Raw genomic sequence first — 13,168 nt, forward strand, 5'->3', positions numbered from 1 at the left:
CGCTGAGGCCGCCCGCCGCGCGCGGCCTCCGCGTCGCCCCCAACGCGCTCATCGGCCGGGACGCCGACGTCGCCGCGGTGGAGGCGATGCTCGGCGCGGCCCCGGTCGTGACCGTGCTGGGCACCGGCGGCCTCGGCAAGACCCGCCTGGTGCAGGAGGTCGCCCGCCGCGCCGCGGGCGGGTCCCGCGCGGTGTACGTCGCCGAGCTGGCCGCGGTGCGCGACGACCCGGACGTGCTGCCGGCGCTCGCGGGGGCGCTGCAGGTCCCCGAGCCCTCCGCGCGGCGCGCCGGCGTGACCGACCAGCGGATGCGCACCCTGCCGGAGCGCGTGCTGGACCGGCTGGGCGAGCAGCCGACCCTGCTGGTGCTCGACAACTGCGAGCAGGTGCTCGACGGCGTGGCGACCTGGGTCGCCGAGGTGGTCGGCACGCTGTCCGACGTCCAGGTGCTGACCACGAGCCGCGCGCCGCTGGGGGTGCCCGGGGAGCGGGTGCACCCGCTGGACCCGCTGCCGGCCCGCGACGCCGACGGCGGCCCCGGCGCGGCCGTCCGGCTGTTCACCGAGCGGGCGACCGCGGTGCGCCCCGGCGTGACCCTCCCGCCCGACGTCGTCGAGCGGCTGTGCGCCCGCCTCGACGGGCTGCCGCTCGCGATCGAGCTCGCCGCCGCGCGGACCCGCTCGCTGACGGTGGTCGAGGTCGAGCGCCGGCTGTCCGACCGGTTCGCGCTGCTCGTGTCCGGCGGCGCGGGGACGCCCGAGCGGCACCGGACCCTGCACGCCGTGATCGCGTGGTCCTGGGACCTGCTCACCGAGCGGCAGCGCGCGCTGTGCCGCCGGGTCGCGGTGCTCCCGGACGGCTTCGGGCTGCCGGCCGCGCTCGCGGTCGTGGCGGGCGAGGCGGACGAGGCCGCGGTGCTGGACGACCTGGACGCGCTGGTCGCCCAGTCCCTGCTCCTGGTCGAGGAGGAGCGGCGCACGGGTGAGGTCCGGTACCGGATGCTCGAGACCGTCCGGGAGTTCGGGCAGCGGGAGGTGCTCGCGGTCGGCGAGCAGGACCGGCTGCGCGAGGCGGTGCTGGACTGGGCGCAGGACGTCGCGTCGGGGATCGTCCGGCGGGCGGGCAGCCCGGAGCGGGTGCTGCTCGACCCCGTCGGCGACGTCGAGCACGACAACCTGGTGGCCCTGCTGCGCCGCGAGCTCGCCGAGGGCACCCGCCGGCCGGGTGCGGTGCTGGCGGTGTTCGCCGTGGTCGGGCTGCGCTGGATGCTGCAGGGCGCGCACGCCGAGCTGCAGGACGTGCAGCGGGGTGTGCTGGCCGCGAGCGAGGGCTGGGTGCCGGAGGGCGACGCCGAGCCCGCGGTCGTCGCCCTCGCGATGCTGGCGGGCACGGAGCTGATGTTCGGCGACCTGCGGGCCGGCGCCCGCGCCCGGCTCGCGGTGCGGCGGGCCGCCGCGGCGGGCGGGCTGCGGCCGGTGCCGCGGCTGCTGGCCGAGGCGGTCGACCGGATCGCCGACCCCGGCGCCCTGGCGGGGCTGCTGGCGGCGGCCCGGGAGTCGACGGACCTGCCGAGCCGCCGGCTCGCGCTGCTCGCGTCCTGGTCGCTCGCGGAGAACGACTCCGACGTCGAGGCGTCGATCGCCTACGCCGGCGAGGCCTACCACCTGGCCGTGGGCACCGACGACCCGTGGACCGCGGTGATGGCCGCGGTGTCGCTCGCGGGGGCGTACAGCCAGAGCCTGCGGCCCCGGGAGGCGATGGACTGGCTCACCGCCGCGCGCGCCGCGCTCGCCGACCCGCAGCTCGGCCACCGCGACCTGATGGTCCAGGCCTTCGAGGACAGCCTGGAGCAGGTCTACGGGGTGACGCTGCTCAGCCTCGGCGAGTGGGACGAGGCCGAGCGGGTGTTCGAGGACGTGGGCCGGGCGACGACCGACGTGCGGGACGCCGAGGTCATGTCCGCCCTCGGGCTCGCGGAGGCCGAGCGCGGCCGCGGCGAGGTCGCCCGCGGCCTGGCGCGGTACCGGGCGCTCCTGACCCGGGCGGCGGGCCGCAGCGGCTCCGGGCCCTGGATGCTCGTCGCGGCCGGGGCCTGCCTCGCGGCGCACGTGCTGGAGGGGCAGGCGGACGAGCCGGCCCTCCGCGAGGCCGTGCGCGCGATCCGCGAGGAGGACCTGACCGGGCGTGCCGGCTTCACCGACCGGCCGGTGCTCGGCACGCTGCTGACCGGCGTCGGCGCGTGGCGCGTGGCCACGGTCCCGGAGGACCCCGGCGGTCTGGAGCTGCTGGCGCTCGCGGAGCGGGTCGGCGCCCGGCAGGACTTCCCCTGCGGGGTGCTGGCGCCGCACCTCGCGCTCGCGGCGGCCCGGTACGGCGAGGCCGCGGTCGGGCGGGCGCGCGCCGGGGCCGCGGCGCTGGCGCACGGCGACGACGTGCTGCGGGCGCTCGCCCTGCTGCGCGCCGCCGGCGTGGGCGCGGCCTGACCCCGGGTACGGCGACGGCGCCCGGCCCCGCGGGGGTCGGGCGCCGTCGCCGCCGGCCGCTCAGGCCCGGCGCATGTACGCCCGGACGGTCAGCGGCGCGAACACCGCCACGACCACCGCGGCCCCGAGCAGCGCCCACCCCGCGTCCGCGGTGACGCCGTCGCCCAGCGTCAGGTCGCGCGCAGCCGTCACCAGGTGCGACACCGGGTTCACGTCGACGAACGACCGCAGCCACCCCGGCAGCGTGTCCGCGGGGACGAACGCGTTCGACGCGAAGGTCAGCGGGAACAGCACGATCATCGAGATGCCCTGCACCGACGACGCCGATCGGGCGATCACGCCGAAGAAGGCGAAGATCCAGGACAGCGCCCACGCGCTGACCACGACCAGCAGGCCGGCCGCGACGACCCCGACGGCCCCGCCGTCCGGCCGCCAGCCCATGATCAGGCCCATGACCATCGTCAGCGTCGTGGCGATGAGATAGCGGATGGTGTCGGCGAGCAGGGCCCCGGCGAGGGGCGCGATCCGCGCGATGGGCAGCGACCGGAACCGGTCGAACACGCCCTTGTCCATGTCCTCGCGGAGCTGCACGCCCGTGACGACCGAGGTGGTGATGACGGTCTGCACCAGGATGCCGGGGATGAAGAACGGCAGGTAGGACTGCACGTCCCCGGCGATCGCGCCGCCGAAGATGTACGTGAACATCAGCGTGAACAGGATGGGCTGCAGCGTGACGTCGAACAGCTGCTCGGGCGTGCGCCGGACCTTGAGCAGGCCGCGCCAGCCCATCGAGAACGACTGCCGGACCGTGGCGCCGAGGGTGACGCGGTTGCCGGCCGCGCGGGCCAGGGCGTAGGGGTCGACCGCCGGGGCGGCCGACCGGGCCGGGGTGAGCGTGGTGGTCATGCGCGGGCCTCCTCGAGGTCGCGGTCGGCGGCGTCCTCGGCCGGCGCGGGCGCCGCTGAGGCGTGCCCGGTCAGCGTGAGGAACACCTCGTCGAGCGTGGGCTCCTGCACGGCGATGTCGTGCAGCGGGATGCCGGCGGAGCGCAGGGCGACCAGCAGGTCCCCCGCGGAGTCCGCCGTGGGGACGGGGGCGGACAGCCGGCCGTCCCGCGTGCGGGTCGGCTCGACGCCGAGCACCGAGCGGGCGATCCGCAGCGCCTCCGGCTCGTCGGCCGGCTCGGCGAGCCCGAGCTGCAGCCGGGAGGTGCCGACCGACGCCTTGAGCTCCGCACCGGTGCCCTCGGCCACGAGCCGCCCGCGGTCGATGACGGCGATCCGGTCGGCCAGCTGGTCGGCCTCGTCGAGGTACTGGGTGGTCAGCAGGACGGTGGACCCGCCGGCGACCAGGCGGCGCACGGTCTCCCACATCTGCAGGCGGGTGCGCGGGTCGAGGCCGGTGGTCGGCTCGTCCAGGAAGATCAGCGGCGGCTGCGCGATGAGCGAGGCGGCGAGGTCGAGGCGCCGTCGCATGCCGCCGGAGAAGTTCTTCAGCGGGCGCGCGGCCGCCTCGGTGAGCCCGAACTCCTCGAGCAGCGCCGCGGACGTGCGGCGGGCGTCGAGCCGGGACAGGCCGAGCAGCCGCGCGAACAGCACGAGGTTCTCGGTGGCGGACAGGCTCTCGTCGACCGACGCGTACTGGCCGGTCACGCCGATCAGCGACCGCACGGCCTGCGCCTCGCGGGCGACGTCCCGGCCGAACACGGTGGCCGTGCCGGCGTCCGGGCGGAGCAGGGTCGCGAGCATGCGGATGGTCGTGGTCTTGCCGGCGCCGTTCGGGCCGAGGAAGCCGTAGACGGCCCCGGTCCGGATCTGCAGGTCGATGCCGTCGACCGCGCGGTTGTCGCCGAACGTCTTGACGAGCCCGCGGGCCTCGACGGCCCAGGTGCTGCCGTCGGTGGATGTGGTCATGGTGGTGGTCCTCCCTGGTAGACGACGACCACCCTCCGGTTCGCCGCTCACACGGCGCTCACGTCGCGCTGACACGGCGGCGGCGGTCACCCGTGCGGCTGACGTCGGCCCGGGCGCCCGCGCGGCGTCGTGACGCGCGCCCGGGCGTGCGCCACACTCCCGACCGGGTCGAGGGGGTGGCGGATGCCGCGGATGGCGGTGGAGGACCGGCGCCGGGAGCTGGTCGACGCGGCGGTCCGGGTGATCGCCCGCGACGGCGTGGCCGCGGCGACCACGCGTGCCGTGGTCGCCGAGGCGGGCATGTCCCTGGCGAGCCTGCACTACGCGTTCCCGTCCCGCGAGCACCTGCTCGAGGCGGTCATCGTCGAGGTGACCGAGCAGGAGCGCCGCGCCGCGGAGGCCGGGCTGCTGCCGGTCGCCACGGCGGCCGGGGACGGTGCGGACGCCGGACCCGCGGGACCTCCGGCGCTCGAGGACGTCATCGGCGGCGGGCTGGAGCGCTACGTCGAGCACCTCGTCGCGCGTCCGGAGCGGGAGCAGGCCCTGCTCGAGCTCGCGCTGTACGCCATGCGGACGCCGGGCCAGCGCGGGGCCCTGGTCGCGCAGTACGCGGTCTACCAGGAGTCCGCGCGCGCGACGCTGTCGACGGCGGCGCTCGCGGCGCGGTGCCGCTGGACGGTGCCGCTCGACCAGGCCGCGCGGGCGCTCGTGATGGCGACGGAGGGCCTGACCACGGTCTGGCTCGCGGACCGCGACACGGAGGCGGCACGCCGGACGGCGCGGTTCGCCGCCCGGGCGCTCGCCGCGCTGGCCGAGCCGGCGTAGGGCCGGCACGAGGCCCCGGGGCACACTGGGGTCCACCCGAGACGAGGAGGCCTCCCGTGCTGACCAGCGTGCACCCGTTCCTGTGGTTCGACTCCCAGGCCGAGCAGGCCGCCGCGCTCTACACCTCGCTCCTGCCGAACTCGCGGGTGACGGAGACCCGGACGTACCCGGACGGGGCGCCGGACGAGTTCGCCGGGCGGGTCATGTCGGTGTCCTTCGAGCTCGACGGCCTGCCCGTCGAGGCGCTGAACGCCGGCCCGCAGTTCCGGTTCACCGAGGCGTTCTCGTTCTTCGTGTCGGTCGACACCCAGGACGAGGTCGACCGGCTGTGGGACGGGCTGATCGCCGGCGGCGGCGAGCCGTCCCAGTGCGGCTGGCTCAAGGACCCGTACGGCCTGTCCTGGCAGATCGTCCCGCGCGCGCTCGGCGAGCTGCTGGGCGACCCGGACCCCGCGCGGGCGCAGCGGGCGATGCAGGCGATGCTCGGGATGCAGAAGCTCGACGTGGCGGCCCTGCGCGCCGCCGCGGACGGCTGAGCCCGCGGCGGCGACCTACCCTGGGGCGGTGACCGACACCGCCCCCACCCCCGGCCGGCGCGGACGCGTGACGATGCAGGTGCGGTGGTCGGACGTCGACCTGTTCGCGCACGTCAACAACGCGGCCTACCTCCGGTTCCTCGACGACGCCCGCTTCGCGCTGTTCCCGTCGATGGGCGTCGACCCCGCGGGGCGGCCCACCGACTCGCTGCTGGTCGTCGTCAAGCACGAGATCGAGTACCTCGCGCCGCTCGCGTTCCGGCCGGAGCCGATCGCCGTGGACGTCTGGGTGCCGCGGACGGGCCGGTCGTCGGTCGACTTCGGCTACGAGGTGCTGGACGTCGCGGGCGCCGCCGGGGCCGAGCCGGTCGTCTACCTGCGGGCGCGGTCCCGGATGGTGCAGCTCGACCGCGGGACGCACCAGCCGCGGCCGTTCACCCCGGACGAGCGCGCGGTGTTCGAGACGTACCCGGGCGAGGCGCCGGTGCTGCACGGCTGGTGACGTCGGGCCGCGCGGGCGCCCCGCCGCGCGGCGGGGTCAGGCGCCGACCGTCATCCCCAGGGCGGCGGCCAGCGTGCGGGTCACGCCGTTCCGGCTGTTCGCCGGCACCACGTACCGGGCCCGCGCCCGGACGTCCGGGTGCGCGTTGTCCATCGCGCACGACCAGCGCGCCGCGTCCAGCAGCCCGGCGTCGTTCAGGTAGTCGCCGAACGCCATCGTCTGCTCCGGGGTCACGCCGAGCCGCTCCTGCACCCGGCGCAGCGCGTGGCCCTTGTCGGCCGCCGGGCTCATCACGTCGATCCAGTGCTGCCCCGACACCACGACGCGCAGCCGCTCGGCGAGGTCCGCGAAGGCGGGCGCCGTGACCTCCTCGACCGAGCCGAAGTCGAACACCGCGATCTTCAGCACCACGTCGTCCACGGCGGTGACGTCGTCGACCTCCTGCAGCCGCGCGTAGTGCCGGCGCGCGTGCTCGGCGAACGCGTCGCCCACCCGCTCGATGGACGCGGCGCGCTGCCCGCACAGCACGAGCCCGACGTCGGCCCCCCGGGCCGCCAGCTCGCGCACCCGGCCGACCACCTCCGGCACGACCTCCGCGGGCAGCGGGTCCGTGGACAGCGCCTCCTCGTGCTGCACGACGTACGAGCCGTTCTCCGCGATGAACACCAGGTCGTCCCCGCGCGGGCCGAACAGCTCCCGCAGGTTCGCGTACTGCCGGCCGCTGGCCGGGGCGAACGCGATCCCGCGCCGCTCGAGCTCGTCCAGGACCGGCCAGAACGTCTCGGGGACCCGGCCGCGCTCGTCCAGCAGCGAGCCGTCCATGTCGGAGACGACGAGGCGCACCTGGTCGACGTCGGGCAGCGCGGGCGGGTCGAGGACGGGCTCGGTGGTCGTCGTGGCGGGCATGCCCCCAGTCTCCCAGCCGGCGCGCGGTGGTCCGTCCGGGTGACGGCGCTCAGCAGGCGCACAGCCGGCGCACGGGGAACCGCGGCACGGGTTACGGTCGACGGGCACCGAGCCGCGCCGCGCGCCCGGCGCGCAGGGGGCGGCGACCGTCGAGCCCGTGCCGCGCCGTCGGCGGCCGGCTCCCCACGACCGAGGAGTCCTCCCCATGCGCGTCACGCGTGGCATCGCCGCCCTGTCCCTGACGGCGGTCGCCGTCCTGGGCCTGTCCGCCTGCTCCGACTCCGGCGAGAAGGCGGACAAGCCCGCCGCGGGCGCCGAGGCCTCCGCCCCGGCCGAGGAGGTCGCCGAGGTCGAGTCCGACTTCGACCTGACGAAGGACGACTTCGTCGAGCGCGTCACCGCCGCGGCCCAGGCGGCGGGCACCGTGACGATGGACATGACGACCACCGGCTCCGGCGTCACCCAGACGGCGACCGGCGTCATCCGGTACACCGACGGCGCGCAGGACCTGGCCATGACCATGGAGGTCCCGGGCACCGGCACCATCGACTTCAAGATGGTCGGCGGCATCGTCTACATGCAGATGCCGGAGCTCACCGGTGACAAGTACCTCCAGATCGACCCCGACGACACCAGCAACCCGCTGTCGCAGTCGTTCGCCGGCATGGAGGGGCAGTTCGATCCCACCGGCACCCTCGCCGGGCTCGCGGACGCCGTGAAGTCGTTCGAGAAGGTCGGCGAGCCGCAGGAGGTGGGCGGCGCCCTCGCCCAGGAGTACGCGGTCGTCATCGACTCGTCGGCGCTCACCGACCCCGCCGTCGCCGGGGAGCTCGCCGCCGCGGGCGCCACGATGCCGCCGGAGCTCACCTACAGCTACTGGATCGACGCGGACGACCAGATGCGCCGGGTGACCACCGAGGTCGCCGGGGCCAGCACCGACGTCACGTTCTCGGGCTGGGGCGAGCCGGTCGACATCACCGCGCCGACCGCCGACCAGATCGCGGACATGAGCAGCCTCGGGTTCTGACCGACCCGCTCCGGCTCCGGGCCGGGCGCGCCGACGCGGCGCGCCCGGCCCGCTGCCGTCCCCGGGCGGCCGCCTGTGACGGCCGCCTCCCGTGTTCGCCCGCCGGGAGGCTCAGTCCGACCGCGCCCCCGCCGATCCGGACCTCGGCGGGGGACGGACGAGCGGAGGTCGGACGATGGGCGCGGTGCCGAACGGGCGAGGGCGGTGGAGCGGGCTCCGGGCGAAGGTCCTGGGGGTCGCGGCGATCGGCGTGGCGACCGCCGTGGTCGCCGGGGTGGGCTCCCAGGTGTTCCTGGGGCGCGTCTCGGCGGCGAACGACCGCCTGGCGGAGCTCCAGGAGGTCTCGACCGAGGTCGGCGAGGTCCGCACCATGAACGCGGACGTCTCGGGCTGGCAGGTCGCGTACGCCTGGGACACCCGGCGGATCGGCGGACCGGAGGCGGTCGCGGCGGACAGCGCGAACCGCGCCGGCTACCTGGAGTCGGTGCAGACGCTGCAGGCGGCGCTCGACGCCGTCGACACCGACCTGCTCACCGCGGACGAGGCCGCGACGTTCGAGCAGATCGCGTCGCTGTGGCAGGACTTCTTCGCCGCGGACGACCGCGTCGTCGCCGCCTACCAGGAGGGCACCCCCGAGGCGCTCGACGCCGGCGACGCCCTGGTCACCGGGGACGCGTACGACGTGTACTACGCGATCGGGGACGCCACGACGGCGCTGCTCGACTCGCTGCGCGAGCGCACCGTCGACGCCACCGAGGACGCGGCGTCCGCCGCGGCGACCGGCCGGGTCGTGACGGCGGTGCTCCTGGTCGCCGGCGTGCTGGCGGCGCTGCTGGCCGGGCTGCGGGTCTCCGGGACGATGGCGCGCGCGGCGTCCCGGGTGCGGGCGTCCGTGGAGGCGATGGCGACCGGGGACCTGACCCGCGAGCCCGACGTGCGCTCGCGCGACGAGCTGGGCGAGATGGCGTCGGCCCTGGCCTCGGCGCAGACCAGCCTGCGCGCCACCATGGCCGGGGTCGTGGAGACCTCCCAGGCGGTGGCGGCCGCGGCGGAGGAGCTGTCGGCGGCCTCGTCGCAGGTCGCGGCGGGGTCGGACGAGACGTCGGCGCAGGCGGGGGTCGTGGCGGCGGCTGCGGAGCAGGTGTCGCGGAACGTGCAGACGGTGGCCGCGGGTGCCGAGCAGATGGGGGCCTCGATCCGGGAGATCGCGCAGAACGCCTCGCAGGCGGCGAAGGTCGCGGGTCAGGCGACGGACGCGGCGGCGGTGACGAACGAGCAGGTGGCGCGGCTGGGGGCGTCGTCCCAGGAGATCGGGAACGTGGTGAAGGTGATCACGAGCATCGCGGAGCAGACGAACCTGCTGGCGCTGAACGCGACGATCGAGGCGGCGCGGGCCGGGGAGGCCGGCAAGGGCTTCGCGGTGGTGGCCGGGGAGGTCAAGGAGCTGGCGCAGGAGACGGCCAAGGCGACCGAGGACATCGCGCGGCGGGTGGAGGCGATCCAGGCGGACACCAGCGGCGCGGTGGGGGCGATCGGGGAGATCAGCCACATCATCGCGAGCATCAACGACTACCAGCTGACCATCGCCTCGGCCGTGGAGGAGCAGACCGCCACGACCACGGAGATGTCCCGGTCGGTGGCCGAGGCGGCCACGGGCTCGGGGGAGATCGCCACGAACATCACCGGGGTGGCCTCGGCCGCGACCCAGTCCTCCCAGACCCTCAACCAGATGGGGTCGGCGGTGGCCGAGCTCGCCCGGATGTCCGAGGACCTGCGCGGCCAGGTGTCGCGGTTCCGGTACTGACGCGCCCCCGGACGCGGCGACCCCCGCGCACGCGTGCGGCGTGCGCGGGGGTCGCCGTGCGTGCGGGGAGCGGGTCAGTCGGCCTGCGCCCTGCGCCGCGCGGCGGCGCGCGCGCGGACCACGTCGGCGAGCTGCTGCGCCTGCCCGCTCACCAGGCGGCGGAGGTCGTCGTAGCGGCGGTCCACCTCGGCGTCCGTCGCGTCGCTGTCGCGCGCGGCGATCCAGGCGCGCTTCGCGGCGCGGATGTCGGCGTCCGTGATCTCGACGCGCCAGGGGTCCTCGTTCATGAGGACAAGGTCCCACCGGGATCGGGCGATCGGCGGCTTCTGCCCCGGTTTCACCCGGCGACACGCGGGTGTACGGGCCGGATTCACCTGATAGCCGCTCGATCATGCCCAACCTTCGAGCGCCGCTGGAGTGAGGCGGCCCCGCGGCGCCTGCGTGCCGGAACCGCGCCGCCGGGCGACGATGGGGGCACCGCGGACCGCGGCACCCGGAGGAACGGAGCGACGACATGACCGAGCGCACCCTGCAGACGGACGGGGAGCAGGCGCCGCACGACACCGTGACGTACGACGTCGTGGTCCTGGGCGCGGGCGCCGTGGGGGAGAACGCCGCCGACCGGGCCGGCCGGCTCGGGCTGTCGGTGCTGGTGGTCGAGCACGAGCTGGTGGGCGGCGAGTGCTCCTACTGGGCCTGCATGCCGTCGAAGGCGCTGCTGCGGCCCGGGGCCGTCCTCGCCGCCGCCCGGGCCGTGCCCGGTGCCGCCGAGCTGGTCCAGGGCCGGCTGGACCCCGCCGCCGTGCTGGCGCGCCGGGACGAGTTCACCTCGCACTGGGACGACCACGGCCAGGTCGAGTGGCTGGACTCGGCCGGGATCGCGCTGCTGCGCGGCACGGCCCGGTTCACCGGCCCGAAGGAGCTGCTGGTGGAGTCGGACGAGGGCGACACCCGGGTGATCGCACGGCACGCCGTGATCGTCGCGACCGGCAGCGAGCCGACCGTCCCGGGCATCCCCGGCCTGGCGGAGGCGCAGCCGTGGACCTCGCGCGAGGCGACGGCCGTCAAGGACGTGCCGGGCAGCCTCGTGGTCCTCGGCGGCGGGGTGGTCGGCGTCGAGATGGCGGTCGCGTACCGCGACCTGGGTGCCGCCGTGACCCTGCTGGTGCGCGGCGACCGGCTGCTCGACAAGGCGGAGCCGTTCGCGGCCGAGGAGGTCGCCGCCGGCCTGCGGGACCTCGGGGTCGACCTGCGGTTCGGCACGAGCGCGACGCGGGTCGACCGCGACGAGCGCGGGGTGCACCTCGCGGTCACCGGGCCGCAGGGCGCCGGCGAGCTGCACGCCGACGAGGTGCTGGTCGCGACCGGCCGGCGCCCGCGGACCGCGGACCTCGGGCTCGAGGCGATCGGCCTGGAGCCGGGCGCGCCGATCGCGGTGGACGACGCGCTGCAGGCGACCGAGGCGGACGACGGCTGGCTGTTCGCGGTCGGCGACGTCACCGGCCGGACCGCCACGACCCACCAGGGCAAGTACGACGCCCGGGTGGTGGGCGACGTGGTCGCCGCCCGGTTCTCCGCGTCGGTGGCGGAGCCGGGGGAGGGCGCCGCCGAGGCGCAGGCCGCCGAGCGGGACGCGGCGCCGTTCACCCGGTACCGGGCGTCCGCGGACCACGCGGCGGTGCCGCAGGTCGTGTTCACCCGGCCCGAGGTCGCGTGGGTCGGCCGCACTGAGCAGCAGGCGCGGGACGCCGGGCTGCGGGTGCGGGCCGTGTCCTACCCCATCGGGTCCGTGGCGGGCGCCTCGGTGGCGGCCGACGGGTACTCCGGGACCGCCCAGGTCGTCGTGGACGAGGACCGCGGCGTGATCGTGGGCGCGACCTTCACCGGCCCGGACGCCGCGGAGCTGCTGCAGGCCGCGACGATCGCCGTGACGGGGGAGGTGCCGCTGGACCGGCTGTGGCACGCGGTGCCGGCGTACCCGACGGTGAGCGAGGTCTGGCTGCGCCTGCTGGAGACGGCGGGCCTCTGACCGGAGCCCGGCGGGCGGGACGACAGCGGGGCGGGACCGGTCACCGGTCCCGCCCCGCTCGTCGTCCGGGGTTCAGCTCGCGAGCGACCCGTCGCTCGACAGCACCAGGCCGATCGACGCCTCGCCCTGGCGCACCGCGTCGCCGATCAGGCCGAAGTCGTAGCTCGTGAACTCGCTGACCGTGATGCCGTAGGTGTCCTCGAGGCCGATCTGGCAGAACGGCCGCTCGGGGCACTCGGCCGGGCCGGCGAGCACGACGCCGCCGGAGCACGCCTCGGCGAGGTCCGACAGCGTGGTCACGCCGTGCTCGTCGGCGAACTCCGACGTCACCGCGAACGCGTTCTGGTCCTGGGCCTCGGACACCGCGCCGAACGTCAGGCCCGCGGCGGTGCCGAGCTCGGTGAGCGCCGCCACGGTCTCGTCCGGGTCGCCGCTCGCGACCGGCTCGGCGTCCGCGCCGTTGGCGGACGTGTTGAGGAACTCCGCCAGCGTGGCGGCGTACTCCGGCGTGAGCGTGATCTGACCGCTCTGCAGCGCGGGCAGGTACGTCTCCCGGTTGCCGATGGTCTGCACCTCGGCGGTGTAGCCCGCGGACCGCAGCACGTCGGCGTAGATCTCGGACAGCGTGGCGCTCTCGGAGAAGTTCGCGGCGCCGATGATCACGCTCTTGCCGCTGCCGGCGGTGGCGTCGCTCGCGGCCAGGCCCTCGTCCTCGACGAACTGCTGGGCCGCCTCGCTCGACGTGCGGCGGTCGATGTCGACCGCCTTGTTCAGCTGGATCAGCTTGTCGGTGTCGAGCGCCGCGGACACGGTGTCGAGCAGCGGGACGAGGCCCGGGTCCGCCTGGGCCGCCGCCGCGTTCACCGCGGGGATGACGTTGTCGGCGTTCTGCAGACCCTTGTCGTCCTCGAGGACGACCAGCTGGTCCCCGGCGACGGGCTCGCAGACGGTGCCGCCCGAGCTGCTCGCCGAGGTCTCGGCGGTGCCGCCGCCGGAGCCGGGGTCGCCGCAGGCCGCCAGCAGGAGCAGCAGGCCGGCCGCGGCGGCGGGGAGGGTGGTGCGACGTGCGTTCATGTGCGGGTCCTCTGGTCTCGGGTGGGCACACGGTGTTCGGCGCCGGTGGGGCACCGGATGGGTGGGGTC

General features: G+C 76.1%; 12 protein-coding genes. 7 read left to right on the plus strand and 5 right to left on the minus strand.

Annotated elements, in window-relative coordinates; all coding sequences use genetic code 11:
* On the plus strand, window positions 1-2,483 hold a 2,483-nt coding region (locus MHY85_RS16975), incomplete at its 5' end, for an AAA family ATPase (protein WP_239198489.1).
* A gap of 60 nt (window positions 2,484-2,543) precedes the next feature.
* Here MHY85_RS16975 and MHY85_RS16980 read toward each other — a convergent pair.
* Window positions 2,544-3,389, minus strand: a complete 846-nt coding sequence (locus tag MHY85_RS16980; RefSeq protein WP_239198492.1) for an ABC transporter permease — start codon at window positions 3,387-3,389, stop codon at window positions 2,544-2,546.
* The gene (locus MHY85_RS16985) at window positions 3,386-4,396 is read right to left on the minus strand and encodes an ATP-binding cassette domain-containing protein (protein WP_239198495.1); all 1,011 of its coding nucleotides are present in this window, start codon (window positions 4,394-4,396) and stop codon (window positions 3,386-3,388) included. Before MHY85_RS16985 ends, MHY85_RS16980 begins: the two co-directional genes overlap by 4 nt.
* 192 nt (window positions 4,397-4,588) lie before the next feature.
* Here MHY85_RS16985 and MHY85_RS16990 point away from each other — a divergent pair, with 192 nt between their 5' ends.
* From MHY85_RS16990 to MHY85_RS17000, 3 genes are read left to right on the plus strand one after another with little or no spacing between them, the layout of a single operon-like run.
* Window positions 4,589-5,221 (plus strand): TetR/AcrR family transcriptional regulator, encoded by a 633-nt coding sequence (locus MHY85_RS16990; RefSeq protein WP_239198498.1) that lies wholly within the window; start codon window positions 4,589-4,591, stop codon window positions 5,219-5,221.
* Between the two features lie 56 nt (window positions 5,222-5,277).
* A complete protein-coding gene (locus tag MHY85_RS16995; RefSeq protein WP_308191419.1) occupies window positions 5,278-5,757 on the plus strand; it encodes a VOC family protein in 480 nt (159 codons plus the stop codon).
* Between the two features lie 28 nt (window positions 5,758-5,785).
* Window positions 5,786-6,259 (plus strand): thioesterase family protein, encoded by a 474-nt coding sequence (locus tag MHY85_RS17000; protein WP_239198501.1) that lies wholly within the window; start codon window positions 5,786-5,788, stop codon window positions 6,257-6,259.
* A gap of 36 nt (window positions 6,260-6,295) precedes the next feature.
* On the opposite strand, the gene MHY85_RS17005 is transcribed toward MHY85_RS17000, so the two are convergent.
* The gene (locus MHY85_RS17005) at window positions 6,296-7,165 is read right to left on the minus strand and encodes a Cof-type HAD-IIB family hydrolase (RefSeq protein WP_239198504.1); all 870 of its coding nucleotides are present in this window, start codon (window positions 7,163-7,165) and stop codon (window positions 6,296-6,298) included.
* Between the two features lie 205 nt (window positions 7,166-7,370).
* Here MHY85_RS17005 and MHY85_RS17010 point away from each other — a divergent pair, with 205 nt between their 5' ends.
* Window positions 7,371-8,192, plus strand: coding sequence for a hypothetical protein (locus MHY85_RS17010; RefSeq protein ID WP_239198507.1), 822 nt, complete (start codon window positions 7,371-7,373; stop codon window positions 8,190-8,192).
* Between the two features lie 175 nt (window positions 8,193-8,367).
* Window positions 8,368-9,996: a methyl-accepting chemotaxis protein gene (locus MHY85_RS17015; RefSeq protein WP_239198510.1), complete on the plus strand. Its 1,629-nt coding sequence runs from the start codon at window positions 8,368-8,370 to the stop codon at window positions 9,994-9,996.
* A gap of 74 nt (window positions 9,997-10,070) precedes the next feature.
* On the opposite strand, the gene MHY85_RS17020 is transcribed toward MHY85_RS17015, so the two are convergent.
* Window positions 10,071-10,283, minus strand: coding sequence for a hypothetical protein (locus tag MHY85_RS17020; protein ID WP_239198513.1), 213 nt, complete (start codon window positions 10,281-10,283; stop codon window positions 10,071-10,073).
* A gap of 227 nt (window positions 10,284-10,510) precedes the next feature.
* Between MHY85_RS17020 and MHY85_RS17025 the strand changes: the two genes are divergently transcribed.
* Window positions 10,511-12,025: an NAD(P)/FAD-dependent oxidoreductase gene (locus tag MHY85_RS17025; RefSeq protein WP_239198516.1), complete on the plus strand. Its 1,515-nt coding sequence runs from the start codon at window positions 10,511-10,513 to the stop codon at window positions 12,023-12,025.
* Window positions 12,026-12,097: 72 nt separating this feature from the next.
* On the opposite strand, the gene MHY85_RS17030 is transcribed toward MHY85_RS17025, so the two are convergent.
* Complete coding sequence (locus MHY85_RS17030; protein WP_239198519.1) at window positions 12,098-13,099, minus strand: glycine betaine ABC transporter substrate-binding protein; 1,002 nt, start codon at window positions 13,097-13,099, stop codon at window positions 12,098-12,100.
* Between the last annotated feature and the right edge of the window lie 69 nt (window positions 13,100-13,168).

Origin of the sequence: Cellulomonas sp. ACRRI, from assembly GCF_022346185.1 — a bacterium.
Lineage (GTDB): Bacteria > Actinomycetota > Actinomycetes > Actinomycetales > Cellulomonadaceae > Cellulomonas.